Below are 26,345 nucleotides of genomic sequence, written 5' to 3'. Positions count from 1 at the left end.
AGAATGAACAAGACACCGGAGAGGTAGGACAAGATGGTCAAGATGCTGATCGACGGGGCGCTGGTCGATACCGCGCGCCATATGGATGTCATCGATCCCAGCGACGAGAGCGTCGTGGCGCAGGTGCCGGACGCCGGTGCAGCGGAAGTCGATCAGGCGGTGGCGGCGGCCAAGCGGGCCTTCCCGGCGTGGCGCGACAGCACGGCGCAGGCGCGCGGCGATGCCCTTGCGGCCATGGCCAGGGTCATCGCCGACAATGGCGACGAGCTGGCGGCGCTGCTCATCCAGGAAACCGGACGCCCCATGGCGCTCGCCCAGTTCGAGATCGCGCACCTCGCCCAAGGCTATCTGAACTATTATGCCAATCTGCGGATCGAACCGGAAATCCTGATCGAGGACGACACGCGCCGGGTCGAACTGCACAGGAAGCCACTGGGCGTCGTGGCCGCGGTGGTGCCGTGGAACGCGCCGGTCTTCATCGCCTGCAACAAGATCGCGCCGGCGCTGGCCGCAGGCAACTGCATCGTCGTCAAGACTGCACCGTCCACGCCGCTCACCACCCTGCGTCTGGGCGAACTCATCAAGGATGTCGTGCCTGCCGGTGTCGTCAACATCCTGTCGGGCGGCAATGAAGCAGGCGCGCATCTCGTCGCCCATCCGGACGTCGCCAAGGTCACTTTCACGGGATCGACCGGCACCGGCCGCAAGATCATGGAGGCGGCGTCGCCCACCCTCAAGCGGGTCACGCTTGAACTGGGGGGCAATGATGCCGCGATCGTGCTGCCCGACGCGGACGTGAAGGCCATCGCGCCCGCCATCTTCGCCTTCGCCTTCTTCAACAGTGGTCAGGTCTGCGCGATCATCAAGCGTCTATATGTCCATGAGAGCCTGTACGACGCCATGTGCGCGGAAATCGCGGCTTATGCTTCGGGCTCGAAGCTCGCTGGCGGCCGCGATCCCGAAGCGCAATTCGGCCCGGTCCAGAACAAGGCGCAATATGACAAGGTGCTGGACTATCTGGCGGGCGCGAAGGCCAGCGGCACGATCATCGCGGGCGGCGAACTGCCCGAAGGCCCCGGCTATTTCGTGCCGCTGACCGTCGTGCGCGACGTGGCCGAGGGGGATGTGATCGTCGATGAGGAGCCGTTCGGCCCTATCCTGCCGATCATCCGTTACAGCGACGTCGACGATGTGATCGCCCGCGCCAACGCGTCGCCCTATGCGCTGGGCGGTTCCATCTGGTCGAGCGACCCCGAAGCCGCCGCGAAAGTCGCGTTGCGCCTGGAAAGCGGCAGCGTCTGGGTGAACCAGCATTGCGCGCTCGATCCGGCCGTCCCCTTTCCGGCGAACAAGCAGTCCGGCTTCGGCGTCGAAGGCGGTATCGAGGGGCTTTATCCCTATACCGCGCTTCAGACCCTCAACATCGCCAAGGCGGCTGCGGCATGAGCATCCTCGACACGCTGTTTTCCGTCCAGGGGAAGACCGCCGTGGTGACGGGCGGTGCGAAGGGAGTCGGCGCGATGATCAGCCGCACGCTGGTGGAGGCCGGCGCGGACGTGCTGATCGTCGGGCGCGGCGTGCAGGCAGGCAAGGCTTTTGCCGCCAGTCTCGATGGCCCGGGCAAGGCGACCTTTCTCGCCCATGACCTTGGCACGACCGCCGGGGTGGAGGCCGCCGCGGCCGACATCGCCGGGCGGGTGCCCGCGCTTCACATATTGGTCAACAATGCCGGTCTGTTCAGCGCGGGGGCGATAGAGGATGCGCGCGCCGACCAGTGGGATCGCGAACTCGGCCTCAACCTGCGCGCGCCTTTCTTCCTGGCGCAGGCGTTGCTGCCGCAGTTCAAGGCTGCTTCCCGCCCGGGCGATCCCGCGCGCATCATTTCCATCGGTTCCATCGGGGCGCTCTGGGGCCGCAGCAGCAACGGCGCCTATGCTTATGGCGCCAGCAAGGCGGCAATCCATCAACTCACGCGCATGATGGCGTCGGACCTGACCGCGCAGGGGATTACCGTCAACGCCATCGCACCCGGTTTCTTCCCCAGCGACATGACCGACGGCTTCTTCGCGGCGGTGCCGGGCCTCAAGGACCAGATGATCGCGGGCATCCCTGCCGGGCGCCTGGGATCGCCGGAGGATATCGGTGGAGCCGTCCTTTTCCTCGCGTCGCGCGCGGGCGCTTATGTATCAGGCACGGTGTTGCCGGTGGAGGGCGCATTATGGCAGGCGTAACGCTTGAACAGGCGGCATGGCGGTTCGAGATCATGGACGTCATACATCGCTATTGCCACGCGGTGGACCGTCGCCGCTGGACCCTGATGGACAGCGTCTTCCACGAAGACGCCACCTATAAATTCTTCTCGATCGAAGGGACGTGGCGCGATTTCGTGGCGCAGGCGAAGGGACTGATCGATCCGATCGGCCCGACCCATCATCAGGTCAGCAACATCACCATTTGCTTTGACGGCGATACCGCCTGGAGCGAGACGTATCTGCGCGCCTTTCACCAGGTGCCGGCCGACTATCCGCCCTGGACCCTGTTCTCATTGGCCGGGGGCGGCGTCATCCTGATCGGGGGACGCTATATCGACCGGTTCGAGCGGCGCGACGGCGAATGGCGCATCGCGCATCGCCATGGTCTGCTCGACTGGCGGCAGGATCATGCCGAGGCCGACGGGGGCCTGGGGGCGACCCCGACTGAATGGCGCGGCCGCCATGGCGATGGCGACCCCTCCTTGCCGGTCATGGCTGGCTGGCTGTAATGGGAATGCCGACCACCATCGCGCTGCTGGAGCGCAAGCCGGGCATCACGCGCGATCTTTTCTCGCGCTATTGGCGCGACATCCATGGCGTGATGGCCGCCCGCATCCCCGGTTTTGAAAGCTATACCCAGCATCATGCGACGCCGCTGGAGGATATTGGCTCATCCATCGTCGAACCGTTCGAGGGCATTGCCGTCGTCACTTTCGCCGCCCCCGGCGACCGCGACGGCCTGATCCACAGCGACGTCACGAAACATATCCACCGCGACGAACAGAATGTCTTTCGCCGTGCCTTGCTCTACAATCTCGAAGCCGATGCCACGTCGATTTCCGGCGAGGCCGATCGTTCGGCGCTCGGCAGCCACTTTCTCGTCCTGCCGCAGGAACTGGATGGGAACGCCGTGGCGGGAGGGTTGACCGAAGCGGGTGCGGCCATGGTTGCGCTTCATGACCTGTGCGGCGCCGATCCTTCCGGGTGGAACGATACGGATGTCGAAGAGGGAGGCGCGAGCCGGCTGTTCGGAGCCGTCATCCAATGCTGGTGGTCCGATCCGGCGCAGGCCCATGCCGCGCTTCGTGATGCCGTGCGGGGCAGTAACGGGCAGATCGCATGCTATCGCACGGACGCACGCTATCCGATGGTTGAGCATGGCCGGCCGACGCTGATCGGCTTGCGCGGCCTGGACGCCGTTCGCACCATCAATGAAGCCCATGCCGCAAATCAGCGTGAACCCGAAGTCTTGCGCGCCATCTATGGCGATTTCGCCGGGTAAATAGCCGAAGCCGTCGCGCGCGGGCCCGGCTGTGTGTAGAGAATGCTCTGGCGTGGGCGGACTCGCGCTACAGACAATAGGGCCGGGAGGGGAAGCGCAATGGATCTGGGACTGCATGGGAAACTCGTGATCGTGACGGGCGCGACCGCGAATATCGGTCGCGCGATCGCGCTGGACTTCGCGGCGGAAGGGGCGAGCCTGCTCATCGTGGGCCGGGATGTGGCGGCAGGCGGACGTGTCGCCGCCGAAGCGCGGGAGCGGGGCGCGAGCGATGTCGTTTTCCTCGCGGCGGACCTGCTGGATGACGAGGCGCCCGCCCGGATCGCGGAGGCGGGGAAGGCCATCGGCCCGGCGGCCGTTCTGGTCAACAATGTCGGCGGAAATGCCGCATCGGGGGTGTTCGTCGAATCCGATCCGGCGACCTGGCAGGCGGATATCGACATCACCTTGATGACGACGCTTCGGGTCACCCGCGCGATCCTGCCGGACATGGTGGTGCGCGGCGCGGGGCGGATCGTCAACATCGGTTCGACCGCCGGCACGGTCGGCGATTATATGTTGCCGGTCTATTCCGCTGCAAAGAGCGCCGTGCACGGCTTTACCCGCGTTCTGGCGAAGGAAGTGGGCCAGCACGGGATCACCGTCAACTGCGTCGCGCCCTATGCCACCATGTCGGACGATCCGGCTGCCTACAGCCAGGGCAGCCGGTTCCATCCCGAACATGGATTCTTCACCAAGGCATTCGGCGAGGTGGACCCGGCCGAACTCGCCAAGCTGCAACGGACCGGCCCGCTGGGACGAACGACCGCGCGGCCGGAGGAAGTCGCCGCCGCCGTCCTCTATCTTGCCTCCGCCCGTGCGAGTTTCGTCACCGGGCAGGTGCTGCATGTCGACGGCGGCACGCTCCTCTGACACAAGATGCCGATTGGATCGGCCCGGTCGAGCCGGCGCCGGGTCGCCCTATCCAACAGGAGGTTGAGGGCGGCGGTTGTCCGGCCAATAGTGGCCGAATCACGAAGGGGGGAATGCATGGCCAGGGGCGAAGTCGTCGGCGTTAGCCGCAAGGAAGGGGGGCGATTGTCGTTGGCAATCGACGCCAGCGCCACATGCGCGCCGCCGATGACGCAAACATCCTTTTCGCAGCGGAAAGGCGCCTGACCATGCGGATCGGACGGAGGATCGCTTTCGCCGTGGCGGCGCTGGCGCCGATGGTGCTGTTGCAGGGTGCGCCGCAGCTTACCCCCCATTGGTTTGATCATGACCTGGCGGGTGTGCCCGTGGTCGTGTGGCTCGCGATCTGCTGGTTCGCATTGATGGTCGCGGCGTCCTGGGTGCCGCTGGGCGAGGATGACGGGGTATGAGCCAGATCCATTATTTTCTGGCCACCGTGGCCATCACCATCGCCATCACTTTCTGGGCCGCGCGGCGCAACAGCGGCCGGGCCTCCTTCTATGCCGCCGAAGGCAAGATATCGGCGCCGCAAAACGGCCTGGCCATCGCTGGCGATTTCCTGTCGGCGGGCACGGTGCTTGGCATTGTCGGGCTGTTCTTCGCGGTCGGCATGGATGCCGCGCCTTATCTGATCACGCCGCTGGCCGGGTTGTTCCTGATGCTGACGCTGATCGTCGGCCCGCTGCGCCGTCTGGGACGCTTCACGCTGGGCGACGTCGTCACCCACCGGATGGAATCGCCGCACATCCGTATCGTCATCGGTCTGTGCACGATCGTCATTTCGCTCATCAACCTCGTCGCGCAGCTGGTCGGCGCGGGCGCGCTGATTTCGATCGTGTTCGGCATTCCGTTCAATTTCGCGGTCGGGATCATCGCGGCGCTCATGACCATCTATGTCGCGTTCGGCGGAATGCTGGCGGCGACCTGGGTGCAGATCATCAAGGCGGTGATCCTGATCGCGATGGTCGCGGTGCTGGCGGCGCTCTGCATCGGGCGCGCCGGGGGCTATGCGCCGTTGTTCGACCTTGCCGAGATCAGCGCGCGCAGCCGCGACATGTTCGCGTTCGGCGGGCTTCAGCTGGGGATGTTCGGCGCGATCAGCCTTGCGCTGACGCAGGTGACCGGCATGATGGGGATGCCGCATCTGCTGATCCGCTTCTTCACGGTGCCCGACGAGCGCGCCGCCCGCCGGTCGCTGGTGATCGGCACGACGATCATCGGCATCGCGATGGCCACCGTCCTGCTGGTCCTCGGCCCGGCGGCGATCGCCTTCGTGGGCGGGGACGCATCGCTGCGCGACCCATCGGGCGGGATCATCGGCGGGACGAACATGATCACCATGCACCTGGCGCGGCTGCTGGGCGGCGACATGCTGTTCGGCCTGATGAGCGCGGTAGCCTTTTCGACCATATTGGCGGTTGTCGCCGGGCTGACCATCTCGATCTCTTCGGCCACGTCGCATGACCTGGTGCTGGGCTTTCGCAAGGGCCGGTCGCTGACCGAAGGATCGGAGGTCGCGATATTCCGCCTCGCCGCGCTGGTGACATCGGCGATCGGCGTGGGGCTGGCGATCCTGTTCCAGAAGGAAAACATCACCTTTTTGATCGTGATGGGACAGACGGTTGCCGCCAGCACCACCTTCCCCCTGCTGATCCTGGCGATTTACTGGCGGGGGTTGACCACCGCGGGCACGGTCGCGGCAGGGCTGTTCGGCCTGGTAACGAGCGTGCTGGGGATCGTCGCCAGCCCGGCCTTCTGGATGAAGGCGCTGGGCCATCCCGAGCCGCTGATCCCGACCGACTATCCCGCGCTGGTCACCGTTCCGGCGACCTTCCTCGTCGCATGGCTGGTTTCGACCTTCGTTCCCGCCCGTCCGGCACGCGCGGCGCAGGTCTGAACGCGCTGCCGGGCGGCGCTGGCCCGGATCAGCAGGTGATCTGCCCGCCGTCGATCACCAGCGTTTGGCCGGTGATGAAGCCGGCCGCGTCGGAAGCGAGGTAGAGGACCGCGCCGGCGATATCGTCCGGCGTCCCCGCCCGGCCGATCGGCGGCATGAAGGCGGCGATCTGTTCGGGCGGAAAGGCGGGGCCGGTGGACGTCATCTGGCCGGGCGTGGCGGTGTTGCCGGGGCAGACCGCGTTGACGGTGATGCCGTCCTTGACGACTTCCATGGCGGTCGCGCGGGTCAGCCCGGCGACGCCGGCCTTGGATGTGGAATAGGCAAGCAGGCTGGGCGCGGTGGCGTGGAATGCGCTGTTCGACGCGATATTGATGATCCGGCCTTTCGTGCCGTCGGCGCGCATGATCTTCACCGCTTCGCGGCTGGCGACGAACGGCCCGCGCAGATTGACGTCGATCATGCGGTCCCAGAAAGCGGTGCTGGTGTCCTCGATGAAATTGCGGTCCTGCAATCCGGCGCAGTTCACCACGATGTCGATCCGGCCGAAATCGGCGCGCACCTTGTGGACAAGGTCGGTCACGGCTTCGTCATCGGCCATGTCGACGATATAGCTGCGCGCGCTCGCGCCGCTCTCGCGCAGAGTGTCGGCCACGCTATCGACGCTGCTCTGAACGTCCGCAAGGGCGACCGCCGCGCCCACGCCGGAAAGATAATGCGCGACCCTTTCCCCCATGCCCTGCGCCGCGCCCGTGACCAGCGCCACGCGCCCGCCCAGTCCGAAAAGCGTCTGAAGATCGAGAGCCATGCACATCCTCCTGTTCTTTCTTTCGCGCAGCAGGCCTTCTGCGCGAAAGCGGCTCACCTGCCCGAAGAGGGGTAAAGGCGGGCGAAAGGCGATCCACAATCGGGAAAAAGGGAGAGTGGGCATGTCTGGACTGTCTGTTGCTGAAATTTCCGCCGATTCGATGATCGATCAATATGATCTGTCCGAAGAGATTCGCGCTGGCGTGCGGCCGGGGGTCGAGGCGATGCTGGCGGCTTTATCTGCGGAGCAGGGGTTGAGCGCGGAAGGACGGCAGCAGGCGCTGGCGTTGTTCCAGGATAATCTGCGCCGACTCGCGGCGGTTGATGCCGACCGCCGCCGCTATCCCGAAATCGCGGAGGTGCAGATCGAACGGCCCGTCTTCATCCTGGGCCTGCCGCGTTGCGGCACCAGCCTGCTGCACGCGCTGATCGGTTCCGATCCCGACGTGCGGACGCCGATGTCGTGGGAAGTCGCGCAGCCATCGCCGCCGCCCGAGGCCGCGACCTATGAAAGCGATCCCCGCGCGCAGGCCTTCGACGACTATGTGGCGGCGACATTCACCGGCAAATGGGCCGACATGCTCAAGGCGCATCCGATCGGCGCCTGGATTCCGCAGGAATGCGGCATGATATTGGAAACCTCCTTCCAGAGCATCAATCCGCTGACGATGTTCCGGATTCCCGCCTATTATCCCTGGTATCTGAAGGCCGATACAAGCTTTGCCTACAAGGTGCACAAGATGTTCCTTCAGCAGCTGGCCTGGCGCAATCCGCGCAAACGGTGGGTGCTGAAGGTGCAGGAGCATGCCTATCATCTGCCGGAGCTTTTCTCGGTCTATCCCGATGCGATGCTGGTCCAGCCGCACCGCGACCCTGTGACCGTCCAGGCCTCCATCTGCCGCCTGATCGAAGTGCTGCGGAGCACGGCGATGGTCGAGCAGGACCGGATCGCGCTCGGTCAGGAACTGCTGCATCTGTGGCATGATGGTCAGGTGCGGATGATGGCCTATCGCAAGGCGAACCCCGGCGTGGCCATTCACGACATGCGTTACAAGGATCTGGCCGCCGATCCGGTGGAAGCGGTGAGGGGCGTCTATGCTTTTGCGGGCATCGACTTCACGCCCGCGACCGAGAAGGGCATTCGCGGCTGGCTCGCCGACAATCCCGCGGGCAAGCATGGCAAGCATGTCTATGCCCTTGACGATTATGGCTTGACCCAGGCGCAGGTTAGCGATGTCTATGCCGATTATATCGAAGCTTATCGGGATTATATCTGATGGCGGTAGACGTGACCCTGCCGGGCTGGGCGGATTATCTTGCGGGGATGGAGGACGCGAGCGACCTGCTCGCATTGCTGCGCGACCCGGCCGATCCGGCGTTGACGCAGGAGGCTCTGCGGCTGTTCTTCCTGGCGCTTTCGGGCGGGTTCTTCACGGCGTTCGCCGACCCGGACCTGCCCGACTTCGTGCCGGCGGTGAACACAGTCCTCAACGCCAGCATGACTAATCCGGACTTCATCTATAGCGCGGCCTCGATCGACGGCGAGGGCGTCTATCGGCTGAGCGGCGAGCGGGGCGAGGGCCTGTTCGTGCTGTTGGACACCGCCGCGGGCGGTTTGGGCGTGATGGACCAACTGGGGCCGTCATGCGGGACGATCGACATCGATTCGCTCGACATCGGCACGGATGGCCGGTTCGAACTGGTGATGAGCGCGCAGCGTCCCGACGGCTGGACCGGCAACTGGCGCCCGCTCGACCCGCGCGCCCGTACGCTCACGCTGCGGCAGGCGAGCTATCATTGGGGGGAGGGCCGCGATGGCCGCTTCGCGATCGAACGGCTCGACAGGCCGATCAGGCCACGCCGCCGGACAGCCGCCGAAATTGCCCAGAGGCTGACGGCGCTCGCGGGCTATCCCAAACGCTATGCCGGGCTGTGGATCAACGTCATCAAGGATCAGGCCGCCAAGAATCTGTGGAATCGCTTCGAACATGACGATTGGGCGGGGCGGGGCGGCGTAACGGGGCAGCATTATTATCAGGGGTTGTTCCGGATCGAGCCGGACCATGCGCTGATCCTGGAAACGGAGCTGCCCGAACGGGTACGCTACTGGAATGTGCAGCTTGGCGACCTGCTGTGGAACACGACCGACTGGATGAACCGGCAGTCGAGCCTGAACGGCGGCCAGGCCGAGATCGACAGCGACGGCAGGTTCCGTGCGGTGATCGCGCTGGAAGATCCGGGTGTTCCCAACTGGCTCGATCCGGGCGGATGGAGCGAGGGCGCGATCATGCTGCGCTGGACCGAGGCATCGAGCGGTCCCGAACCGAGCCTGAGACAAGTGCCGCTGGACGGGTTGAGGGCGCAGCTGCCCGCCGATACCCCCGCTATCTCAGCCGAAGAGAGAGACAGGCGATTGCGCCAGCGGCGCACGGGCGTCCAGCTGCGGCGGCGCTGGTAGGCCGCCGGGTCGAGGGGCGATGAACGAACCAAGGAGGGATCGGGATCGCCCGTCCCTTTTCGTCGCCTTATGTGGCCGGCCCCCGATCTTTACGGATAGCTGACTGTCTTGGGACGGCCCTGCGGGATCGGGATAAATTCCTGATCGTCGCCGGGGATCAGGGGAAAGCGCATGGCTTCCCAATCCTCGCGCGCCTGCATCAGGCGGTCGGTGGTGGAGGAAACGAAGTTCCACCAGACATGGCGTGGCGAGGTGAAAGCCTCGCCGCCGCACAGCACGACGCGGCCGCCATCGACGCTCATCAACGTGGCGCTGACGCCGGGGCGCAGCACATAGAGCGTCTGCGGCTGAAGCAACAGGCCATCGAGCGCCGCGTCGCCGCCGGAGACATAGATCGCCCGTTCGTCCGCCGACGGGTCGATGGGCACGCTGCCGCCGGGGGATAGCTGGATGTCGGCGTAGATGGTGTCGGCATAGGTGGTGACCGGCGCGCTCTGCCCCCAGAGCGTTCCCATGATGACGCGGGCGCGGGCGGAGCCGCTGTCGATGAGGGGCAAGCGGTCTTCCGCCACATGCTCGAAGGCGGGGGCCATTTCCTCGTTTCGGTCGGGAAGCGCAAGCCATGTCTGGATTGCCGACAGCTTGGAGGCGCGGGCGCGGTCCGTGTCCGGCGAGCGCTCCGAATGGACGATGCCCCTGCCCGCCGTCATCAGGTTGACCGCGCCCGGCTCGATCAGCTGCTCGGTGCCGAGGGAATCGCGGTGCAGGAACGCGCCTTCATACATGTAGGTGACGGTGGCGAGATTGATGTGCGGATGGGGCCGCACGTCCACGCCCTGTCCCGGCCCGATCTGCGCCGGGCCTGCCTGATCGAAGAAGATGAACGGGCCGACCATGGTGCGCTCCTTCGCGGGAAGGGCGCGGTGGACGCGGAAATCGCCCAGATTATGGCTGGTCGGCGTGATCGTTTGGATGATGAGGTCTTCCCGCATGGTCCATTCTTCCCCTTAACTGTCCCTATTCGCCCGGCGCCCTGGCCCGAATCGCCAGGGCGTGAACCTTGTCGCGCAGCAGGTCGGCCAGCGCGGCGTTGACGAGCCGCTGGCGCGCCACCCTGTTCTGACCGATGAAGCGGTCCGACACCACTTCCACCGTGAAATGGCTTTCGCCCGATCCGTCATGCCCGGCATGGCCCCGATGCGTTTCGCTGTCGTCGATGACGGCGAGATGTTCGGGCGACAGGGCAGCGCGCAGGCGGGATTCGATTTCCGTGGCCACTGGGCCTTTGGCTTGGTCAGTCATTTTTCCTATATAGGCCCTTTGCGTGAACTTGCATCAGGACAGTCTTGGCTAGCGATCCCTTTTCGACCCGCCGTTTCAACCGCTTCCATGGCCGTGTGGAAGGCAACCGCCCCTGCGCGGTCGACGGATGCGAGGAGCCGGGGGAATTCCGCGCGCCGCCGCTGGAAGGAAGCGCGTCCGGCCATGAAGGGCCGCGCTGGCGCTGGTTGTGCCTGGAGCATGTGCGGCAGTTCAATCAGGGCTATAATTTCTTCACCGGCATGAGCGCGGATGAGATCGCCGCCGCCCAGCGCCCCTATGCGGGGTGGGAACGGGAGACGCGGGCCTTTTCCTCCAACGCGGCCAGCCCGCCGCCGCGCTGGGCCGATTTCGCCGACCCGCTGGACGCCATCGGCGCGAAGTTCCGCGAGCGCAGAGCACAGGCGGAGCGGGCCAATGCGGCGCGGGCCGACGGCAGGTTCCTGTCGAAGGAGGACCGGCGGGCGCTGGAGGTCATGGGCCTGCCCGTCGATGCGGATCGCAAGGCGTTGCGGGCGCGCTATACCGAGCTGGTGCGGCGCTATCATCCCGACCATAATGGCGGTGATCGCAGTCATGAGAGCGCCTTGCAGTCCGTGATCGAAGCCTATGGCCTGCTCCGGAAAGCACCGGCCTTTGCATGAGGCGCCAGAGCCGCCCGGCAAAGCCAATTGCATCGGTCCGGCCCTGTTCCATCGCAAGCCGCCCTCTGTAGACAGCTTATTCCCTAGCCTCCCTCGACATGCGCTTGGCCTATGGTCTAGGGCTTGGCAGACTCGTTTGACCGAAGAGACATGAAGATGACCGACATTTCCAACGTCCAGCCCGACACCCGCGACGAGACGCTGATGGAAGCGCCCGATCGGGAAGTGGATGCGCGCGACGTCTTCGGCGTCGATGTCGACATGAAGATCCCGGCCTTTTCGCAGGCTGACGAGCGCGTGCCGGACCTTGACCCCGCTTATGTGTTCGATCCGGACACGACGCTGGCGATCCTGGCGGGCTTCGCGTTCAACCGCCGCGTGATGGTGCAGGGCTATCACGGCACCGGCAAGTCGAGCCATATCGAGCAGGTTGCAGCGCGGCTCAACTGGCCATGCATCCGCATCAACCTGGACGCGCATATCAGCCGCATCGACCTGGTGGGCCGCGACGCCATCGTGCTCAAGGACGGGCAGCAGGTGACGGAGTTTCGCGAAGGATTGCTCCCCTGGGCGCTGCAGCGGCCGGTCGCGCTGGTGTTCGACGAATATGATGCGGGCCGCCCGGACGTGATGTTCGTGATCCAGCGCGTGCTGGAAACCGACGGCAAGATGACGCTGCTGGACCAGAACCGGGTCATCCGCCCGAACCCCTGGTTCCGCCTGTTCGCGACCGCCAATACGGTGGGCCTGGGCGATACGACCGGCCTTTATCACGGCACGCAGCAGATCAATCAGGGACAGATGGACCGCTGGAACGTCGTGGTCGCGCTCAATTACCTGCCCGCCGCGACCGAAGCGCAGGTGGTGCTCGCCAAGTCGGGCGAATATGACCATGAAGGCGGCCGCAAGGAAGTCGAGAGCATGATCAAGGTGGCGGAACTCACCCGTCAGGGCTTCATCAACGGAGACATTTCGACCGTCATGTCCCCGCGCACCGTCATCAGCTGGGCGCAGAATGCGCTGATCTTCAAGGATGTGGGCTTCGCCTTCCGCCTCTCCTTCCTCAACAAATGCGATGAGGCGGAACGGCCGCTGGTGGCGGAATATTATCAGCGCGTGTTTGGCAAGGACTTGCCTGAAAGCGTGGCGCACCGGGCCGCCTGAACGTCCCGCCGGCAGGAGCATAGGTCATGATCGTCGTTGAACGGATTGCGCCCGATGGCACCGCGCATCGCATCAGCATTCGCGGCCATGAACTGATCGCGGACATGAGCGCGCCGGATGGCCATGATGAAGGCCCCGATCCGCATGACCTCTACGATTCCGCGCTGGGCGCGTGCAAGGCGATGACGATGCTCTGGTATGCCCAGCGCAACGGCATCCCGGTGGAAGGCATCCATGTGGGCGTCGTGCGCGACAATAGCCGGGAGCGGCAGGGCGTCTATCACCTCACTACCCGCATCGCCGTCAGCGGGCCGCTGACCGACGAGCAGCATGGCAGGCTGATCGCGGTGGCGGCGAAATGCCCTGTCCACAAGCTGATGAGCGAGGTGCGGACGGAAATCGAGACGATCGCCGTGCCGCGCGTGAGCGACCCGGAAGGCCGATGACCGAGCGTTCCGCCCTCGACGCTTTCAAGGATGTGCTGTCCGGCGCGGCGCGCTCCCTTGCGCGCGATGCGGAGGTGGAGGTGGGCTTTACCGCCGACGCGCCGCATATGGCGGGCAAGGCGATCAAGGTGCCGACGCCCGGACGCGCGCTGCCCGCCGATCAGGTAGCGCTGGCGCGCGGTTTCGCGGACGCCAATGCGCTGAAGCTGCGGCATCATAATGCGCGGATGCACAATGCGTCGGCCCCGGCGGACGCAGTGGCGCGCGCGGTCTATGACGCTGTCGAGCAGGCGCGAGTGGAAGCCATCGGTTCGCGGGCGATGGAGGGGGTGCGCGACAACCTCAACCACGCGCTCGACATGCGGCTGAAGTCCGATCCGATCCGGCGGGCGCGCTCGGCGGACGAAGTGCCGCTGTCCACCGCGCTGGCGCTCAAGGTGCGCGAGCGGCTGACGGGGCAGGCTGTGCCCAGGGATGTCACCGACGGCCTTGCCAAGGTGGATCAGTGGATCGAGGACAAGGCAGGGGCCGACCTGGATGCGCTGTCGCTCGCCATCGACGATCAGCGCGCTTTCCAGAAACTGACCGCCGCGATGCTGGAGCATCTCCAGCTTGTCGATGCCGATACGCCGCCCGAAACGGACGAGGACGAGTCCGAGCAGGAGGGCGAGGAGGAAGAGCAGCAGGAAGAAGGCGATTCCGGCGAGGATCAGCCCGGCGACAGCGACATGGACGCGCAGACGCGGGCCGAGGAGCAGGGCGGCGAGAGCGAGGACGGCGACGCCGACTATAGCGAGGAGTTCGACGCCGACAGCGAGGATGGCGGGGACGAGATGGGCGATGAGGGCATGATGCCCGTGCGTCCGAACCGGCCGATGGGCGACTTGCCGCCGGGCTTCGATTACAAGGCCTATACGCTGCTGCATGACGAAGTGGTGACGGCCGAAGACTTGTGCGATGAGGATGAACTGCTGCGGTTGCGCGGCTTCCTCGACCAGCAGTTGGTGAGCTTGCAGGGCGCGGTGACGAAGCTCGCCAATCGCCTCCAACGACGGCTGATGGCGCAGCAGTCGCGGTCGTGGGATTTCGATCAGGAGGAAGGGCTGCTCGACGCGGCGCGGCTGGCGCGGATCGTGATCGATCCCACGCGCTCGCTCAGCTACAAGATCGAGCGGGACACCGAATTCCGTGATACGGTGGTGACGCTGCTGATCGACAATAGCGGCTCCATGCGCGGGCGGCCGATCAGCATCGCGGCGATCAGCGCCGACATCATGGCGCGCACGCTGGAACGCTGCGGCGTCAAGACGGAGATATTGGGCTTCACCACGCGCGCGTGGAAGGGCGGGCAGAGCCGGGAGGACTGGCTGGCGGCAGGGCGTCCGCCAATGCCGGGACGTCTCAACGACCTGCGGCATATCGTCTATAAGAAAGCCGACGAGCCATGGCGGCGGGCGCGCAAGAATCTGGGCCTGATGATGCGCGAGGGCCTTTTGAAGGAAAATATCGACGGGGAGGCGCTGCTCTGGGCGCATAACCGGCTGATCGCGCGGAACGAGGAACGTCGCATCCTGATGGTGATCTCCGACGGCGCGCCGGTCGATGACAGCACCCTGTCGGTCAATAGCGGCATCTATTTGGAGCGGCATTTGCGGCAGGTGATCGAATGGATCGAAAACCGATCGCCGGTGCAGTTGGTCGCCATCGGCATCGGCCATGACGTGACGCGCTATTATCGCCGCGCCGTCACCATCATGGACGCCGAACAGCTTGGCGGGACGATGGTGGAACAGCTCGCGGGTCTGTTCGACGAAGATTAACCGGCTGCTGTGCCGGGCAAGGTCCGGCTCTCTCCCCTGGAAAGGCCCGGACCCGGATTTCCCGGTGCGGACGGCCCTGAAAAGGAGAGTGTCATGAGCGTCGCCTTTCGCCGCGAAAGCGATGAGGAGCATCTGGAACCGACTTTCGAGATTCCCATTCCGGCCGGCCCCAATTGGGTGACGGCGCGGGGCCTGCGGCTGACGCGGGAGAAGGTGGAGGCGCTGGAAGCGGTTTCCACCGAGGGCATGGCCGAGGAGGATGCGAAGAAGCTCAAGCGCGAACTGCGCTATTGGCGCACCCGGCTGGCGAGCGCGCAGGTGCAGCCGGCGGCGGAGGGTGATGCGGTCGCCTTCGGCACGCGCGTCACCTATCGGCAGGGCAAGCAGGACAAGACCGTCCTGATCGTCGGCGACGACGAGGCCGAGCCGGCGGAAGGACGCATCGCCTTTTCCGCGCCGCTCGCCCGCGCGATGATGGAAGCGGAAAAGGGCGAAAGCGTCGATTTCGGCGGCAAGGCTGGTTCGCTCAGGATTTTGAAGGTCGAGGTGATTGGGGAGGAATAAGGGGGCTAATAGCCGCCACCCCAACTTCGTTCAGGGCGAACGGAGATGGGAATAGCAGACAGTCCGCTCCCCACCCAAACCCGCCATTCCGCATACAGGTTGGCAAACGCTATCACCGCCAAAAGAAAACGCCCCCCGACCGAGCCGGAGGGCGTTTCCATTTCCATTGGTCGCGGTTCAGGCGTTGCGGCTGGCCTCGAACAGGAACCAGGCGCGTTCCTCGGCCTGGTCGGTCCAGTCGTCGACAATGCCTTCGGTGGCGTTGTCGCCCGCTTGCGTGGCGGCTTCCTTGGCGGCGCGGAGCGCTTCGACCAGCTTCAGATTATCCTCGCGCAGTTCCTTCAGCATGTCGGTGGGATTGACGAAATCGGCGTCATTGTCCTTGAGCGTCTGGTGGCGCGAAATATCGCCGATCGACCGCAGCGTGGTGTTGCCCGTCTTGCGAACGCGCTCCGCGATGAGGTCCGTGGTGGCGAGGATCTGCGCCGCCTGATCGTCGAACATCAGGTGATAGTCGCGGAAATGCGGACCGGACACATGCCAGTGGAAATTCTTGGTCTTGAAATAGAGCGCATAGCTGTCCGCGAGCACGCCGTTCAAAGCCTCCGCCACCGACTTGGTCGCGTTGCTCTTGAGGTCGGTCGGGGTTTTGAGGTTGGAAGCAGTCATGCCTGTTTCTCCTGTTGGCGAATGATTTCGCCCTTATAATGATCCAGCGTGCCGAAGGTGCCATAAAAGTGCCCCGGAAGGGCTTTGAAATTATCATTCACGCTGATGGAAACATTCGATCAGAGCAGCGCCAGCGCGGAGAGGGCGGTGATCGCGCCGGCCAGCAAAAGCACCCCTCCGCCGCACAGGCGGATGGCGCGTATCGGCAGGGCGGCCAGAAGCGGATCGCGCAGCAGGACGACCGGGACGCAGGCCGCGATGATTCCGATGGCGCCCCCGATGGCGGCGAGCGCCGGGTCGGCGGTGCGGGTGGCAAGGCCCAGGATCAGGAATTGCGGTCCGTCGCCAAAGCCCAGGATGAAAAGGCCGAGCGCGGTGGTGAGGAATGCGCCGATCTTCCACCCGTCGAGCGGATCGGGCGCCTTCACCGGCCAGAACAGCCCCAGTCCGAGGAACAGCAACGACAGTGCAAGGAACAGCAGCCGCGCATCGGAACCCAGCATCGGGCCGATATAGGCGCCCGCGGTCGCGGAAATGGCGGCATTGGCGATGGCCGCGACGACTATCCCTGCGATCACGGCGCCATTGCGGTTGAAGCGCGTGGCGAGCGCCAGCGCCAGAAGCTGGCTCTTGTCGCCGATCTCGCCGATCAGGCAGCCGAGCAGCGCGATCAGCAGGGCGTCCATCGGCGGCGTCGAACCCCTTCGTTCAGGCGCGCAGCGGCGACGCGGACGCGGGCGCGACCGTCAGATGCGGCGGAAGCGACGGCATTTCCGCCGCAATCGCGTCACGCAGGAAATCGAGATAGGACAGCACCACAGGCCCCAGTCCATGCAGCGAAAGCGCCGATTCCAGTGTCGCGGCCAACCCTTCCACCGTATCGATATGGAAGGCGCGGGCGATGTGGCGGATATGATCCACCTCATCGTGAATGCGCGGCACGGATAGGTGGCCACGTTGCCCCGCCAGACCGTCGACCCGCCCCAGCAGATCGGAAAGTATGGTTTGCATCGGATCATGTCGCATGGAGAAGACTCCCCTGTCCTGTCGCTCCGAAGATCATCCTGCGCCTGTTCTGGTTAACGGCGCGTAAAGCGGCATGGTCGCGGATCGACATGCTTCCCACATGGGGAGCGCGGGCTGGATTTTCGAGCGGCGGCGCGCGGAAAAATGGGTCGGGCGCAACGGTTTCGTGAAGGCGGCCATCGGTCTTTCCCTTGACAGGCCGCCGAATCTGCCGCATGGGCCGCCACTGAAACGGGGCGGTCCCATGGGGCCGCTTTTCTTTTTCACGAGATTCACAGGACTTTAGGGCCATGGCCAAGCCAGCAACTGTCAAGATCCGCCTCGTCAGCTCGGCTGACACCGGATTCTTCTACGTCACCAAGAAGAACCCGCGCACCCAGACCGAGAAGCTGAGCTTCCGCAAATATGATCCGGTCGTGCGGAAGCATGTCGAATTCAAGGAAGCCAAGATCAAGTGATCCGGTGGACGGCGTAATGCCGTCCCGGTCGCAGGATTGAGGTTCCGGGCCCTGCGCCCCGAACGAAAAGGCCCGTCCCATCAGGGAACGGGCCTTTCCTTGTTGGCTGCGCGATAAGAAGGAAGGGGGGACGGGCAAGGCCATCCCCCGAGCGGTCAGGCGCCGACGGGCTTGTCGTCGCTGCGACGCACGACGATGGTGGATGATCGCGGTTCCTGACCCGATACCGGCCAGTCGCCGGTCGGATGCTGGATGTTGACGAAGAAGGTCTTGAGGTCCGGCGTATAGGCAAGGCCGGTGATCTCGCAGCCGGTCGGGCCAACCAGGAAGCGCTTCGATTCCTTGCTGTCCTGGTCGATGTAGAACATCGCATTGTGGCCGAACACATCCTCGATGCTCTTGCCGGTGACGCCAGAATTGCCGGGGATGCTATGGTCGGTCTGCACCCACAGGCGGCCCTGCGGGTCGATGCGGATGCCGTCAGGGCTGGAGAAGGTGTCGCCTTCGATGTCGCCCACCAGATTGTCGCCGCCCGACGCCAGCGCCGGATCACCCGCCAGCAGGAAGATTTCCCAGCTGAAATCGGTGGCCAGCGGCGAATCGCCGGCTTCCTTGAACTTGACGATATGGCCGTGGAGGTTGCGGACGCGCGGATCGGCGGGAACGGTCGATTGACGGCCGCTATTGTTGGTGAGCGTCACGAAGATGGCGCTGTTGTCGGGCGCGACCGTGATCCATTCCGGGCGATCCATGACGGTGCCGCCAGCCACGCGCGCGGCGCTCTGGCAGTTGACCAGCACTTCGGCCTGGTTGCGGAAATCGACCGGCGCGGGCGCGGGCGGCGTGGTGCTCTGGCTGACATTGCCCGGATCGGAAGCGCCGACCGTCAGGCCGTTGCGCCCCTGGGTCAGTTCGCGCCATTCGCCGCTGCCGTCCGCGTTGAAGCGCGCGACATAGAGCGTGCCATAGTCCAGCATCCCGGTGTTCGCCCCGCGATTGTCGGCGCTGTAGGCGCGGTCGCACACGAACTTGTAGATGCAGCCCGGCGTCGAATCGTCGCCCATGTAGAAAGCGACGCGGCGGTCGTCATTCGTCATGTGGGCGACATTTTCGTGGTTGAAGCGGCCGAGCGCGGTGCGCTTGGTCGGCGGCGCGAGTTCCTGGAACGGGTCGATTTCGACCACCCAGCCGTAATTTTCCTCCGGCTGCGTCGGATCGAGATAATTGTCCGTCGTTTCCTCGCAGGTGAGATAGGTGTTCCAGGGCGTGCGGCCGGAGGAACAGTTGTTGAGCATCCCCTTGATCGTGCCCGACAACAGGCCTGCGGCCGGACCGCCCGCGCGATAGCTGCTGTTGCCGGTATAACGCTTGTTATGGCGGGAATCGGCCTTGACCGCCCATTTGCCGTCCGATCCCTTGGCGATTTCGACCACGCCGATGCCGACGGCGGACAGCGCCAGCTTTTTCTGGTCGGCGCTCGCGGTCGCCGCGTCGTAGGCACCGGACATCAGGATATTATAGTCGGGAAGCTCGAAATTGAGCGCCAGCAGGCCGCCCGTGTTGGGATCGATGCCCGACAGTTCGAAATATTCCATGCCGTCATGATTGCCGCCGCACCATTTTTCAGCGTCGGCTGGCGCCGGATAGCTGCCCGAATAGGCCGTGCCCGCTTCGATCGAATCGCCTGCCTTCAGCAGCACGTCGACAGTGTAGCCATTGGGGACGGTGACCGTGTCGTCCATGTTCGCCGCGACGGGCGCGAAGGCCACGTCATAGCTGGGCGTGGGGGTCGGGGTCGGCGTGGGCGTGGGGGTCGGCGTGGGGCCGGCATCGTCGTCGTCGTCATCGCAGGCGGCCAGCGTGCCCAGCATCGGCAGGATCGACAGGCCCAGAAGGCCGTTCTTCAGGATGGTGCGGCGGCCCGGATTGGCGGCGACGATGGTTTCCAGGCTGTTTTCGCCGCCGGTGATGCGCGGCTGCGCGTCGCGATAAGGCGCGCGCGCCTCGTCAGTCAGATGAGACATGGATATACCCCTGTGTTGTTCCAGGCCGTCGGCCCAGCGCCGCGTCCCTTGATGCGGCGGGGTGGCAGACAGGGATGACAGGGACGCTTCGGGACAGGGTCAGGGGCGTGACCGTCCCATGACAATTATGCGACGGACGGGATGGGCCGGTTACAGCAGCGCGTTCACCTGCTCCACGAAGCGCAGCACGGAAATGGGCTTGGAGACATAGGCTTCCGCTCCAGCGGCGCGGATGCGGTCCTCATCGCCCTTTCCGGCATAGGCGGTGACGGCCATGATCGGCACGGCTGACAATCCTTCATCCGCCTTTAGCGAGATGATGAGGTCGACGCCGCTGACATGGGGCAGATGGATGTCCATGATGCACAGGTCCGGCCGGAAATCCCGCGCCTGCCGCAGCACGTCGCGCCCGTCGCGCAGGGGCAGCACTTCATGCCCGTGCGCGCGCAACAGGTCGCAAAAAAGTTTGAGATTGAGTTCGTTGTCCTCGACAACGAGCACGCGCTTTGCCACCAGTCACCCGCGTTTTCAAAAAAGGCCTTATGAAAAACGTCATAGCCCTGAAAGGCGCGTAGAGAAACCGTCATGCGAGCCGATACCCACAATAGCAGGAAGGATGGCGCGGATGCGGCCACGCTGGCGCTGATGGCGCTCGCCTGGACCGTGGGGGATGAGCGGAGGGCCGACCGGCTGCTGGCGCTGACAGGGCTGGACGCCGATGCCCTGCGCGCCGGGATCGGCGATCCGGGCGTTCTGGGCGCGGTGCTGGGTTTTCTGGCCGATCATGAGCCGGACCTGATCGCCTGCGCGCAGGCCGTTGAAACGACACCCGAGGCGCTGATCGCCGCGAAGGAGGAACTCAGCCGATGACCCGTCCCCTCATCATCACCGATTGCGATGAGGTGCTGCTGCACATGCTTGTCCCTTTCCGGGAGTGGGCGGACGAGGCGCATGACCTGCATTTCGATTTCGACCGATTGAAATTCGCCGACGCGCTGCGCCACAAGGAAAGCGACGAGCCGGTGACGCGGGAGGTTGTCTGGACGATGCTGACCGCCTTTTTCGACGATGAAATGGGCCGGCAAAAGCCGATCGACGGCGCGATGGAGGCCCTGGCCCGCCTGTCCGCCGTCGCCGACGTCGTCGTCCTCACCAATATCGACGAACGGCACCGGCAGGGGCGAGTGGATCAGCTTGCGGGGCACGGGCTTCACGCTCCGGTCTTTTGCAACCATGGTCCCAAGGGGCCGCCGCTGGCGCGCATCATCGCGGATCGCAATCCTTCCGTGGCGCTGTTCATCGACGATATCGCCGAACATCATGCCTCGGTCGCCGAACATGCGCCGGGCGTGTGGCGGCTGCATATGGTGGGCGAGCCGGAACTGAAGGGCAAGATTCCGCCCGCCGACATGGCCCACGCCCGGATCGACGATTGGGCGCAGGCCGAAACATGGATCGCCGCGCGCCTTGCCGAAGGCCCGGCCCCGCATGATATTCCCCTTAGCGATGGAGCCAAGTGATGAGCATTGAAGCCCGCCTCAGCGAACTCGGCATCGTCCTGCCTCCGGCCGCCGCGCCGGTCGCCGCCTATGTGCCTGCTGTCGAGGTCAATGGCCTGCTACATATTTCCGGGCAGATCGCGCTGGCCGACGGGCAGCTCATGACCGGGCGGCTCGGCGATACCGTCAACCTCGACTATGGCGTCCGCGCGGCGCGGGCCTGCGGGCTCAATCTGCTGGCGCAGATGAAGGCGGCGCTGGGGAGCCTCGACCGGGTGGAACGGATCGTGAAGTTGGGGGTCTTTATCAGCAGCGCGCCGGACTTCAGCGACCAGCCCAAGGTCGCCAATGGCGCGTCGGAACTGATGGTCGATGTCTTTGGCGATGCGGGCCGCCATGCGCGCAGCGCCGTGGGCGTGCCGGTGCTGCCGCTCAATTCAGCGGTCGAGATCGATGCGATCGTCCTTGTCCGGCCCGCGGCCTGAGCGCCTGGCTTTCCTGACCGAGCGCCCCTTCGCCCATCGCGGGCTGCACGGCGCGGGAATCAGCGAAAACGGCATGGCCGCATTCGATGCCGCCATCACCGCCGGTTTCGGCATCGAATGCGATGTGCGGTTGAGCCGGGATGGCGTGCCGGTCGTCTTTCATGACGCGATGCTGGAGCGGATGACGGCGGCGGCGGGTCGGGTCGCCGAACAGGATGCGGCGGCGCTGGAAGGCATGAAGCTGCCCGACGGAGGCGGGGTGCCGCGCCTCTCCGCGCTGCTGGCGCGCTGCGCGGGCGGCACGCCGCTGCTTATCGAGATCAAGGTCGACCGATGGCGCGAAGTCGCGCCGCTTTGCGCGGCGGTGGCTGCGGCGCTTGCCCGGCAGGCGGTGTCGATGGCGGCGGTCATGTCCTTCAACCCGCTGGCGGTGCGCTGGTTCGCACGGCACGCGCCGGACATCGTGCGCGGCATGGTGGTGACGCAGCAGGACAAGCCGAAGCTGCGCGGCCGGATCGAACGGGCCCTTGCGCTGGCGCTTGGCCATCCCGATTTTATCGCCTGTGATATTCGTGACCTGCCATCGCCCTTTGCCGCATATTGCCGCCGAAAGGGATTGCCTGTGCTGACGTGGACCGTTCGCGGCGCGGCGGATCGCGCCCGCGCCGCTGCCCATGCCGACCAGATCATTTTCGAGCGCGCCGATGACTGAGGTGGTCGCCCGCGTGGCCGAAGGCGTGGCAGCCCTGTCCCGCGCGGAATGGGACGCCTGCGCGGGGACCGCCAATCCCTTCATAAGCTGGGATTTCCTGACCGCGCTGGAGGAATCGGGCAGCGTCGGGCCGGGCACGGGCTGGCAGGCGCTGCCGCTCGTGATAGACGGGGCGGATGGGCGCATTGCCGCCGCCGCGCCAGTCTATGCCAAGGCGCACAGCCAGGGCGAATATGTGTTCGACCATGGCTGGGCCGAGGCATGGCAAAGAGCGGGCGGGGATTATTATCCCAAGCTCCAGATCGCATCGCCCTTTTCCCCCGTGCCGGGGCCGCGCCTGTTGCTGCGCGAGGAGGCGCAGGCGCCCGCGCTGATCGCCGGGATCGAAACGCTGGTGGAGCGCAACGGGCTTTCGTCGGCCCATGCGACCTTTATCGCGCCGGAGCAGGTGCCGCTGTTCGAGGCTGCGGGTTGGCTGATCCGGGAGGACAGCCAGTTCCACTGGACCAACCAGGACTATCGCGATTTCGCCGATTTCCTCGCCAGCCTGTCCAGCGCCAAGCGCAAGAATATCCGCAAGGAACGCGAACGCGCGGTGCAGGGGCTGGACATCGTCCACCTGACCGGCGACCGGATCAGCGAGGCGCATTGGGACATATTCTGGGACTTCTATCAGGATACCGGCGCGCGCAAATGGGGACGCCCTTACCTGACCCGCGCCTTCTTCTCCCTGCTGGGGGAGCGGATGGCGGACCGGGTGCTGCTGATCCTGGCGCTGCGCGACGGGCGACCGATTGCCGGGGCGCTCAACCTGATCGGCGCGGATGCGCTCTACGGGCGTTATTGGGGTTGCACGCAGGACGTGCCGCACCTGCATTTCGAGCTATGCTATTATCAGGCGATAGACGCGGCCATCGCGCGCGGCCTTGCCCGTGTGGAGGCGGGCGCGCAAGGCGGGCACAAGCTGGCGCGGGGCTATGCGCCGCAGCCGACATGGTCCGCGCATTTCATCCCGAACCCCGGCTTTCGCCATGCCGTGGCGGACTTTCTGGCCGCCGAACGCCGCGACGTGCAGCGCGACCGGGAATGGCTGAACGAACGGACGCCGTTCAGGAAAGCGGATTGCTGAATCCGATCAGGCGGCGCGCAGCTGGGTCGAAGCGATCCAGGCGCGCGCCTGACGCTGGGCCTGGGCGATTTCGCGCGCGGTCATTTCTTCGGCGATTTCCGCGCGCATCGTCTGCCCTTCGTCACTGCCCTTAAGCGCGGCGAGATTAAACCATTTATGCGCTTCGACCAGATCGATGGGCATCCCGCCCGTGCCGCAGCTATAGGCCACGCCCAGTTCGAAACAGTCTTCCGCCGTTCCGCGCGCCGCATCCGCCAGACGGCTTTCCATAAGGAACTGCGCGCTCCTGCTACTATTCGCCATAACCGACCTCCCCCTTCAAGGATTTGACTTCACGGTTTGCAACGAGGAACAGGTTGGACCGCCAGGCGATAAAAAATGGTTAACGCCTTTTGGAGCTTTCACTTTTATCGCCCAGTCCTGCCGGACGGTTTCACGGTTAACGCGACATCCGCAGGGGGCAGATAATGGTGGCGCGGTGCATCGATTGTCCGCATAGCCACCCCATGACCAAGACCCCTTCCGAAACCGCGGCCGTGCCCCCCAGGGACATGCATTTCCGCGAGTTCGTGCTGCTGTGTGCCGGCCTGATGGCCATGAATGCCTTGTCGATCGACCCGATGCTCCCGGCCTTGCCCGATATTGGGCGGGATCTTGGCATTCCGCGCCCCAATGACCGTCAGCTTATTATCAGCATGTATTTCATGGGGCTCGGCATAGGGTCGCTGCTGTTCGGCATCCTGTCGGACCGCTATGGGCGCAAACGGGTGCTGGGCAGCGCCATGGTGCTGTTCATCCTGTCTTCGATCGCCTGCGCGGGCGCGCACAGCTTTGCCATGATGTTGGTCGCGCGGACCTGCGCGGGCTTCTTTGCCGGGGCGAGCCGGGTCATCACCATCGGCATCATCCGCGATCGATTTCGCGGCGATGCCATGGCGCGGGTCATGTCCCTGATCTTCGCCGTCTTCATTCTGGTCCCGGTCATGGCGCCCAGCATGGGACAGGTGATCCTGTGGTTTGCGCCATGGCGGTGGATATTCTGGACGCTGGCGCTGCTGGCGACGATGATGCTGCTGTGGATGCTGTTGCGGTTGCCCGAAACGCTCAGGCCCGAAAACCGGATCAGCATCAGCGTCAGCGGCATTGTTCGCCGTGTCGGCGGGGTCATCACCCATCGCAGTTCGATCGGCTATATGCTGGCGAGCGGCGTGGCCATGAGCGGCCTTATCGGGTTCATCCTGTCGGTGCAGCAGATCATGTTCGACATATTCGATGCACGCGCCATCTTTCCGATCGCCTTTGCCGTGATGGCGGGCAGCATGGGGGTCGGCAGCCTGATCAACAGTCAGCTGGTGTCGCGTTTCGGGGCGCGGCGGCTCAGCCAGGGCGCGCTGATCGCGTTCATTCTGATCGGCGGCACGCATGTGGGCGTCATCCAGGCGGGCTGGGAAAGCCTGGGCTCCTTTCTGGTGCTGCAATCGCTGACGATGCTCACCGTCGCCTTCACCGCTTCCAATTTCAGTTCGATTTCGATGGAGCCATTTTCGCGGGGGGCGGGCATCGCGTCCTCCTTCCAGTCCTTTCTGACGACGGCGGTGTCGGCTTCGCTGGGCAGTCTGGTCGGTCATGCCTTTGACGGCACGGTGCTGCCGCTGGCGCTGGGGATGGTCTGCTTCGGGTGCGTGGCGCTGGTGATCATCGTCTGGGCGGAGCGGGGGAGGATGTTTACCCGCCCCAACAATGCTGCCCTGCGCGAGGTGGAATTCTGATCCCGCCTTTACTGAACGCCAAGCGTTACTGAACGAACGTCAGTGACAGGTTTTCCGCATTTTTGGGAATGTCGATCCGGCTTTCGTTGATCGACGCTTCCTCGCCGGGCCTGAGGCGGGTCTTGTCCGCCTTGGTCGTCCAGCTGAAGACGAGGCGGTTCTGACGGTCGCGCAGTTGCACCAGCACTGGCGGCACCGGCAGCGCCTGCTTGCCGCTGTTCACGATGCGCGCGCCAAAGGCGAAATATTCCTCGCCCGTGGGCAGCTTGCGCCGCTCGGCGGGCTTGGAGAGGTAGAAGAGCAGGTCGGGATCGCCTTCATCGGGGGCCAGGCCCAGGCTGACAGCCCAGCTTGGCGCGCCAAGATAATAGAGCGCGCCACCTGCCGCGGCGACGATCAGGCAGAAGGCGATGGCGGCATAGGTCGCCAGCTTGAGCGGATTGCGGCGCGGCTTGAAAGGCGGGACGGATTCGAACTGGCTCTGGTCGGCGGCTTCGGCTGCCGGCGCGCCTTCATAGATATTGTCGAAACGGCTTCCCGGCGCGGCAAAGGCGGGCGCGGAAGGGGGCGCATCGGTTTGCGGGTCTGTGTCTTCGGACTCGGCCTGCGCGACTGCGGCGGGAGCGGGCGGCGCCGGTTCCTCGACGATGTCCGGCTCTGGCGGTGACGGAGCCGCGGCGGGCGGGGGAGGAGGTGGTGGAGGCGGCGGTGCCGCGACCGGCTCCTCGCGCGGCGCGGGCGCGGGGATGATAGGCGCTTCCTCACGCGGCGGGAGGGCGGGGCCTTCCTGGAACCAGCTATGCTTGCAGGCCGCGCAGCGAACCTGGCGGCCGTTCGGGCCGACGGCGCTGTCCGGCACGATATAACGCGTCGCGCATTGGGGGCACACCAGGATCATTACGCTTCATAGCCATGGCTTGGACTCGCGCGCAAGCGGTCAAAATCGGCGGGCGCGCACGAACGCGACTC

At 65.2% G+C, this 26,345-nt stretch carries 31 protein-coding genes; 21 read left to right on the top strand and 10 right to left on the bottom strand.

From position 1 onward, the window contains the following. Window positions 1–33 precede the first annotated feature (33 nt). The 7 genes from LDB26_RS17170 (at window position 34) to LDB26_RS17140 (ending at window position 6,382) form a co-directional block, all read left to right on the top strand. The gene (locus tag LDB26_RS17170; protein ID WP_062062014.1) at window positions 34–1,446 is read left to right on the top strand and encodes an aldehyde dehydrogenase family protein; all 1,413 of its coding nucleotides are present in this window, start codon (window positions 34–36) and stop codon (window positions 1,444–1,446) included. Then, complete coding sequence (locus LDB26_RS17165) at window positions 1,443–2,231, top strand: SDR family oxidoreductase (protein WP_062062012.1); 789 nt, start codon at window positions 1,443–1,445, stop codon at window positions 2,229–2,231. The genes LDB26_RS17170 and LDB26_RS17165 overlap by 4 nt, the downstream gene beginning before the upstream one ends. After that, window positions 2,219–2,761 carry a nuclear transport factor 2 family protein gene (locus LDB26_RS17160; RefSeq protein WP_257539323.1) on the top strand — a complete coding sequence of 181 codons (543 nt, stop codon included), beginning with the start codon at window positions 2,219–2,221 and terminating at the stop codon, window positions 2,759–2,761. The genes LDB26_RS17165 and LDB26_RS17160 overlap by 13 nt, the downstream gene beginning before the upstream one ends. Further along, the gene (locus LDB26_RS17155; RefSeq protein WP_257539322.1) at window positions 2,761–3,534 is read left to right on the top strand and encodes an EthD domain-containing protein; all 774 of its coding nucleotides are present in this window, start codon (window positions 2,761–2,763) and stop codon (window positions 3,532–3,534) included. Before LDB26_RS17160 ends, LDB26_RS17155 begins: the two co-directional genes overlap by 1 nt. A 99-nt stretch (window positions 3,535–3,633) precedes the next feature. Further along, a complete protein-coding gene (locus LDB26_RS17150; protein WP_062062005.1) occupies window positions 3,634–4,446 on the top strand; it encodes an SDR family NAD(P)-dependent oxidoreductase in 813 nt (270 codons plus the stop codon). A gap of 248 nt (window positions 4,447–4,694) precedes the next feature. After that, entirely contained in the window at window positions 4,695–4,895 is a 201-nt protein-coding gene (locus LDB26_RS17145; RefSeq protein ID WP_257539320.1) for a hypothetical protein, read from the top strand. Further along, complete coding sequence (locus LDB26_RS17140) at window positions 4,892–6,382, top strand: cation acetate symporter (protein WP_257539318.1); 1,491 nt, start codon at window positions 4,892–4,894, stop codon at window positions 6,380–6,382. The genes LDB26_RS17145 and LDB26_RS17140 overlap by 4 nt, the downstream gene beginning before the upstream one ends. A 28-nt stretch (window positions 6,383–6,410) precedes the next feature. On the opposite strand, the gene LDB26_RS17135 is transcribed toward LDB26_RS17140, so the two are convergent. After that, the gene (locus LDB26_RS17135; RefSeq protein ID WP_062061996.1) at window positions 6,411–7,190 is read right to left on the bottom strand and encodes an SDR family NAD(P)-dependent oxidoreductase; all 780 of its coding nucleotides are present in this window, start codon (window positions 7,188–7,190) and stop codon (window positions 6,411–6,413) included. Between the two features lie 121 nt (window positions 7,191–7,311). Here LDB26_RS17135 and LDB26_RS17130 point away from each other — a divergent pair, with 121 nt between their 5' ends. Then, entirely contained in the window at window positions 7,312–8,466 is a 1,155-nt protein-coding gene (locus LDB26_RS17130; protein ID WP_062061993.1) for a sulfotransferase, read from the top strand. Beyond that, the gene (locus LDB26_RS17125; protein ID WP_257539315.1) at window positions 8,466–9,647 is read left to right on the top strand and encodes a hypothetical protein; all 1,182 of its coding nucleotides are present in this window, start codon (window positions 8,466–8,468) and stop codon (window positions 9,645–9,647) included. The genes LDB26_RS17130 and LDB26_RS17125 overlap by 1 nt, the downstream gene beginning before the upstream one ends. An 89-nt stretch (window positions 9,648–9,736) precedes the next feature. Here the strand turns inward: LDB26_RS17125 and LDB26_RS17120 are convergent, their stop codons facing one another. Both LDB26_RS17120 and LDB26_RS17115 read right to left on the bottom strand, forming a co-directional pair. Then, complete coding sequence (locus LDB26_RS17120) at window positions 9,737–10,639, bottom strand: pirin family protein (RefSeq protein ID WP_257539313.1); 903 nt, start codon at window positions 10,637–10,639, stop codon at window positions 9,737–9,739. A 25-nt stretch (window positions 10,640–10,664) separates the two neighbouring features. Then, window positions 10,665–10,949 carry a BolA family transcriptional regulator gene (locus tag LDB26_RS17115; protein ID WP_257539310.1) on the bottom strand — a complete coding sequence of 95 codons (285 nt, stop codon included), beginning with the start codon at window positions 10,947–10,949 and terminating at the stop codon, window positions 10,665–10,667. Between the two features lie 44 nt (window positions 10,950–10,993). On the opposite strand from LDB26_RS17115, the gene LDB26_RS17110 reads away from it, so the two are divergent. The 5 genes from LDB26_RS17110 to LDB26_RS17090 all read left to right on the top strand — a co-directional run bounded on the left by LDB26_RS17110 (window position 10,994) and on the right by LDB26_RS17090 (window position 15,605). After that, a complete protein-coding gene (locus LDB26_RS17110) occupies window positions 10,994–11,611 on the top strand; it encodes a J domain-containing protein (RefSeq protein ID WP_257539308.1) in 618 nt (205 codons plus the stop codon). A gap of 156 nt (window positions 11,612–11,767) precedes the next feature. Next, window positions 11,768–12,775 (top strand): cobaltochelatase subunit CobS, encoded by a 1,008-nt coding sequence (cobS, locus tag LDB26_RS17105; RefSeq protein WP_062068335.1) that lies wholly within the window; start codon window positions 11,768–11,770, stop codon window positions 12,773–12,775. 26 nt (window positions 12,776–12,801) lie between these two features. After that, window positions 12,802–13,221, top strand: a complete 420-nt coding sequence (locus tag LDB26_RS17100; protein WP_062061983.1) for an OsmC family protein — start codon at window positions 12,802–12,804, stop codon at window positions 13,219–13,221. Continuing rightward, window positions 13,218–15,041 (top strand): cobaltochelatase subunit CobT, encoded by a 1,824-nt coding sequence (gene cobT, locus LDB26_RS17095; protein WP_257539307.1) that lies wholly within the window; start codon window positions 13,218–13,220, stop codon window positions 15,039–15,041. Before LDB26_RS17100 ends, cobT begins: the two co-directional genes overlap by 4 nt. Before the next feature lie 93 nt (window positions 15,042–15,134). Then, the gene (locus LDB26_RS17090) at window positions 15,135–15,605 is read left to right on the top strand and encodes a GreA/GreB family elongation factor (protein WP_062061976.1); all 471 of its coding nucleotides are present in this window, start codon (window positions 15,135–15,137) and stop codon (window positions 15,603–15,605) included. A 177-nt stretch (window positions 15,606–15,782) separates the two neighbouring features. On the opposite strand, the gene LDB26_RS17085 is transcribed toward LDB26_RS17090, so the two are convergent. The 3 genes from LDB26_RS17085 to LDB26_RS17075 form a co-directional block, all read right to left on the bottom strand. Then, window positions 15,783–16,274 (bottom strand): Dps family protein, encoded by a 492-nt coding sequence (locus tag LDB26_RS17085; protein ID WP_062061973.1) that lies wholly within the window; start codon window positions 16,272–16,274, stop codon window positions 15,783–15,785. A gap of 119 nt (window positions 16,275–16,393) precedes the next feature. Continuing rightward, on the bottom strand, window positions 16,394–16,960 hold the full coding sequence (locus LDB26_RS17080) for a TMEM165/GDT1 family protein (RefSeq protein ID WP_257539306.1): 567 nt from the start codon (window positions 16,958–16,960) through the stop codon (window positions 16,394–16,396). A 22-nt stretch (window positions 16,961–16,982) separates the two neighbouring features. Continuing rightward, window positions 16,983–17,300 (bottom strand): hypothetical protein, encoded by a 318-nt coding sequence (locus LDB26_RS17075; RefSeq protein ID WP_062061967.1) that lies wholly within the window; start codon window positions 17,298–17,300, stop codon window positions 16,983–16,985. A gap of 290 nt (window positions 17,301–17,590) precedes the next feature. On the opposite strand from LDB26_RS17075, the gene rpmG reads away from it, so the two are divergent. Beyond that, window positions 17,591–17,758, top strand: a complete 168-nt coding sequence (rpmG, locus tag LDB26_RS17070; RefSeq protein ID WP_062061963.1) for a 50S ribosomal protein L33 — start codon at window positions 17,591–17,593, stop codon at window positions 17,756–17,758. A gap of 155 nt (window positions 17,759–17,913) precedes the next feature. Here the strand turns inward: rpmG and LDB26_RS17065 are convergent, their stop codons facing one another. Both LDB26_RS17065 and LDB26_RS17060 read right to left on the bottom strand, forming a co-directional pair. Next, window positions 17,914–19,782 (bottom strand): PhoX family phosphatase, encoded by a 1,869-nt coding sequence (locus tag LDB26_RS17065; protein ID WP_257539305.1) that lies wholly within the window; start codon window positions 19,780–19,782, stop codon window positions 17,914–17,916. Between the two features lie 150 nt (window positions 19,783–19,932). Then, a complete protein-coding gene (locus LDB26_RS17060; RefSeq protein WP_197413658.1) occupies window positions 19,933–20,295 on the bottom strand; it encodes a response regulator in 363 nt (120 codons plus the stop codon). Between the two features lie 72 nt (window positions 20,296–20,367). Between LDB26_RS17060 and LDB26_RS17055 the strand changes: the two genes are divergently transcribed. From LDB26_RS17055 to LDB26_RS17035, 5 genes are all read left to right on the top strand, one after another. Next, on the top strand, window positions 20,368–20,652 hold the full coding sequence (locus tag LDB26_RS17055; protein ID WP_062061958.1) for a DUF3572 domain-containing protein: 285 nt from the start codon (window positions 20,368–20,370) through the stop codon (window positions 20,650–20,652). Further along, the gene (locus LDB26_RS17050) at window positions 20,649–21,302 is read left to right on the top strand and encodes an HAD family hydrolase (RefSeq protein ID WP_257539304.1); all 654 of its coding nucleotides are present in this window, start codon (window positions 20,649–20,651) and stop codon (window positions 21,300–21,302) included. The genes LDB26_RS17055 and LDB26_RS17050 overlap by 4 nt, the downstream gene beginning before the upstream one ends. Beyond that, complete coding sequence (locus LDB26_RS17045; protein WP_062061952.1) at window positions 21,302–21,766, top strand: RidA family protein; 465 nt, start codon at window positions 21,302–21,304, stop codon at window positions 21,764–21,766. Before LDB26_RS17050 ends, LDB26_RS17045 begins: the two co-directional genes overlap by 1 nt. Window positions 21,767–21,839: 73 nt before the next feature. Then, a complete protein-coding gene (locus LDB26_RS17040; RefSeq protein WP_373886213.1) occupies window positions 21,840–22,478 on the top strand; it encodes a glycerophosphodiester phosphodiesterase family protein in 639 nt (212 codons plus the stop codon). Then, window positions 22,471–23,607: a GNAT family N-acetyltransferase gene (locus LDB26_RS17035; RefSeq protein ID WP_257539302.1), complete on the top strand. Its 1,137-nt coding sequence runs from the start codon at window positions 22,471–22,473 to the stop codon at window positions 23,605–23,607. The genes LDB26_RS17040 and LDB26_RS17035 overlap by 8 nt, the downstream gene beginning before the upstream one ends. Before the next feature lie 6 nt (window positions 23,608–23,613). Here the strand turns inward: LDB26_RS17035 and LDB26_RS17030 are convergent, their stop codons facing one another. Next, complete coding sequence (locus tag LDB26_RS17030) at window positions 23,614–23,910, bottom strand: sel1 repeat family protein (protein ID WP_062061943.1); 297 nt, start codon at window positions 23,908–23,910, stop codon at window positions 23,614–23,616. Window positions 23,911–24,113: 203 nt separating this feature from the next. Here LDB26_RS17030 and LDB26_RS17025 point away from each other — a divergent pair, with 203 nt between their 5' ends. Next, complete coding sequence (locus tag LDB26_RS17025; RefSeq protein ID WP_062068331.1) at window positions 24,114–25,376, top strand: multidrug effflux MFS transporter; 1,263 nt, start codon at window positions 24,114–24,116, stop codon at window positions 25,374–25,376. 25 nt (window positions 25,377–25,401) lie between these two features. Here LDB26_RS17025 and LDB26_RS17020 read toward each other — a convergent pair whose 3' ends face one another. Next, a complete protein-coding gene (locus LDB26_RS17020; protein ID WP_257539301.1) occupies window positions 25,402–26,274 on the bottom strand; it encodes an MJ0042-type zinc finger domain-containing protein in 873 nt (290 codons plus the stop codon). Window positions 26,275–26,345: the final 71 nt, after the last annotated feature.

The sequence above is a fragment of the Sphingobium sp. CFD-1 genome, assembly GCF_024611115.1.
Classification (GTDB): Bacteria; Pseudomonadota; Alphaproteobacteria; order Sphingomonadales; family Sphingomonadaceae; genus Sphingobium; species Sphingobium baderi_A.
Note: the sequence above shows the minus strand (reverse complement) of the source record. Positions and strands in the feature narration are given on the sequence as shown.

What these genes read in the sequence shown, in the direction of transcription:
- LDB26_RS17125 (WP_257539315.1), top strand. Translation starts at nt 8,466, where the DNA reads ATGGCGGTAGACGTGACCCTGCCGGGCTGGGCGGATTATCTTGCGGGG.
- LDB26_RS17120 (WP_257539313.1), bottom strand. Translation starts at nt 10,639, where the DNA reads ATGCGGGAAGACCTCATCATCCAAACGATCACGCCGACCAGCCATAAT.
- LDB26_RS17140 (WP_257539318.1), top strand. Translation starts at nt 4,892, where the DNA reads ATGAGCCAGATCCATTATTTTCTGGCCACCGTGGCCATCACCATCGCC.
- LDB26_RS17165 (WP_062062012.1), top strand. Translation starts at nt 1,443, where the DNA reads ATGAGCATCCTCGACACGCTGTTTTCCGTCCAGGGGAAGACCGCCGTG.
- LDB26_RS17090 (WP_062061976.1), top strand. Translation starts at nt 15,135, where the DNA reads ATGAGCGTCGCCTTTCGCCGCGAAAGCGATGAGGAGCATCTGGAACCG.
- LDB26_RS17055 (WP_062061958.1), top strand. Translation starts at nt 20,368, where the DNA reads ATGCGAGCCGATACCCACAATAGCAGGAAGGATGGCGCGGATGCGGCC.
- LDB26_RS17080 (WP_257539306.1), bottom strand. Translation starts at nt 16,960, where the DNA reads ATGGACGCCCTGCTGATCGCGCTGCTCGGCTGCCTGATCGGCGAGATC.
- LDB26_RS17085 (WP_062061973.1), bottom strand. Translation starts at nt 16,274, where the DNA reads ATGACTGCTTCCAACCTCAAAACCCCGACCGACCTCAAGAGCAACGCG.
- LDB26_RS17160 (WP_257539323.1), top strand. Translation starts at nt 2,219, where the DNA reads ATGGCAGGCGTAACGCTTGAACAGGCGGCATGGCGGTTCGAGATCATG.
- rpmG (WP_062061963.1), top strand. Translation starts at nt 17,591, where the DNA reads ATGGCCAAGCCAGCAACTGTCAAGATCCGCCTCGTCAGCTCGGCTGAC.
- LDB26_RS17075 (WP_062061967.1), bottom strand. Translation starts at nt 17,300, where the DNA reads ATGCGACATGATCCGATGCAAACCATACTTTCCGATCTGCTGGGGCGG.
- LDB26_RS17065 (WP_257539305.1), bottom strand. Translation starts at nt 19,782, where the DNA reads ATGTCTCATCTGACTGACGAGGCGCGCGCGCCTTATCGCGACGCGCAG.
- cobS (WP_062068335.1), top strand. Translation starts at nt 11,768, where the DNA reads ATGACCGACATTTCCAACGTCCAGCCCGACACCCGCGACGAGACGCTG.
- LDB26_RS17150 (WP_062062005.1), top strand. Translation starts at nt 3,634, where the DNA reads ATGGATCTGGGACTGCATGGGAAACTCGTGATCGTGACGGGCGCGACC.
- LDB26_RS17145 (WP_257539320.1), top strand. Translation starts at nt 4,695, where the DNA reads ATGCGGATCGGACGGAGGATCGCTTTCGCCGTGGCGGCGCTGGCGCCG.
- LDB26_RS17045 (WP_062061952.1), top strand. Translation starts at nt 21,302, where the DNA reads ATGAGCATTGAAGCCCGCCTCAGCGAACTCGGCATCGTCCTGCCTCCG.
- LDB26_RS17020 (WP_257539301.1), bottom strand. Translation starts at nt 26,274, where the DNA reads ATGATCCTGGTGTGCCCCCAATGCGCGACGCGTTATATCGTGCCGGAC.
- LDB26_RS17040 (WP_373886213.1), top strand. Translation starts at nt 21,840, where the DNA reads ATGGCCGCATTCGATGCCGCCATCACCGCCGGTTTCGGCATCGAATGC.
- cobT (WP_257539307.1), top strand. Translation starts at nt 13,218, where the DNA reads ATGACCGAGCGTTCCGCCCTCGACGCTTTCAAGGATGTGCTGTCCGGC.
- LDB26_RS17050 (WP_257539304.1), top strand. Translation starts at nt 20,649, where the DNA reads ATGACCCGTCCCCTCATCATCACCGATTGCGATGAGGTGCTGCTGCAC.
- LDB26_RS17030 (WP_062061943.1), bottom strand. Translation starts at nt 23,910, where the DNA reads ATGGCGAATAGTAGCAGGAGCGCGCAGTTCCTTATGGAAAGCCGTCTG.
- LDB26_RS17115 (WP_257539310.1), bottom strand. Translation starts at nt 10,949, where the DNA reads ATGACTGACCAAGCCAAAGGCCCAGTGGCCACGGAAATCGAATCCCGC.
- LDB26_RS17130 (WP_062061993.1), top strand. Translation starts at nt 7,312, where the DNA reads ATGTCTGGACTGTCTGTTGCTGAAATTTCCGCCGATTCGATGATCGAT.
- LDB26_RS17025 (WP_062068331.1), top strand. Translation starts at nt 24,114, where the DNA reads ATGACCAAGACCCCTTCCGAAACCGCGGCCGTGCCCCCCAGGGACATG.
- LDB26_RS17170 (WP_062062014.1), top strand. Translation starts at nt 34, where the DNA reads ATGGTCAAGATGCTGATCGACGGGGCGCTGGTCGATACCGCGCGCCAT.
- LDB26_RS17135 (WP_062061996.1), bottom strand. Translation starts at nt 7,190, where the DNA reads ATGGCTCTCGATCTTCAGACGCTTTTCGGACTGGGCGGGCGCGTGGCG.
- LDB26_RS17035 (WP_257539302.1), top strand. Translation starts at nt 22,471, where the DNA reads ATGACTGAGGTGGTCGCCCGCGTGGCCGAAGGCGTGGCAGCCCTGTCC.
- LDB26_RS17100 (WP_062061983.1), top strand. Translation starts at nt 12,802, where the DNA reads ATGATCGTCGTTGAACGGATTGCGCCCGATGGCACCGCGCATCGCATC.
- LDB26_RS17155 (WP_257539322.1), top strand. Translation starts at nt 2,761, where the DNA reads ATGGGAATGCCGACCACCATCGCGCTGCTGGAGCGCAAGCCGGGCATC.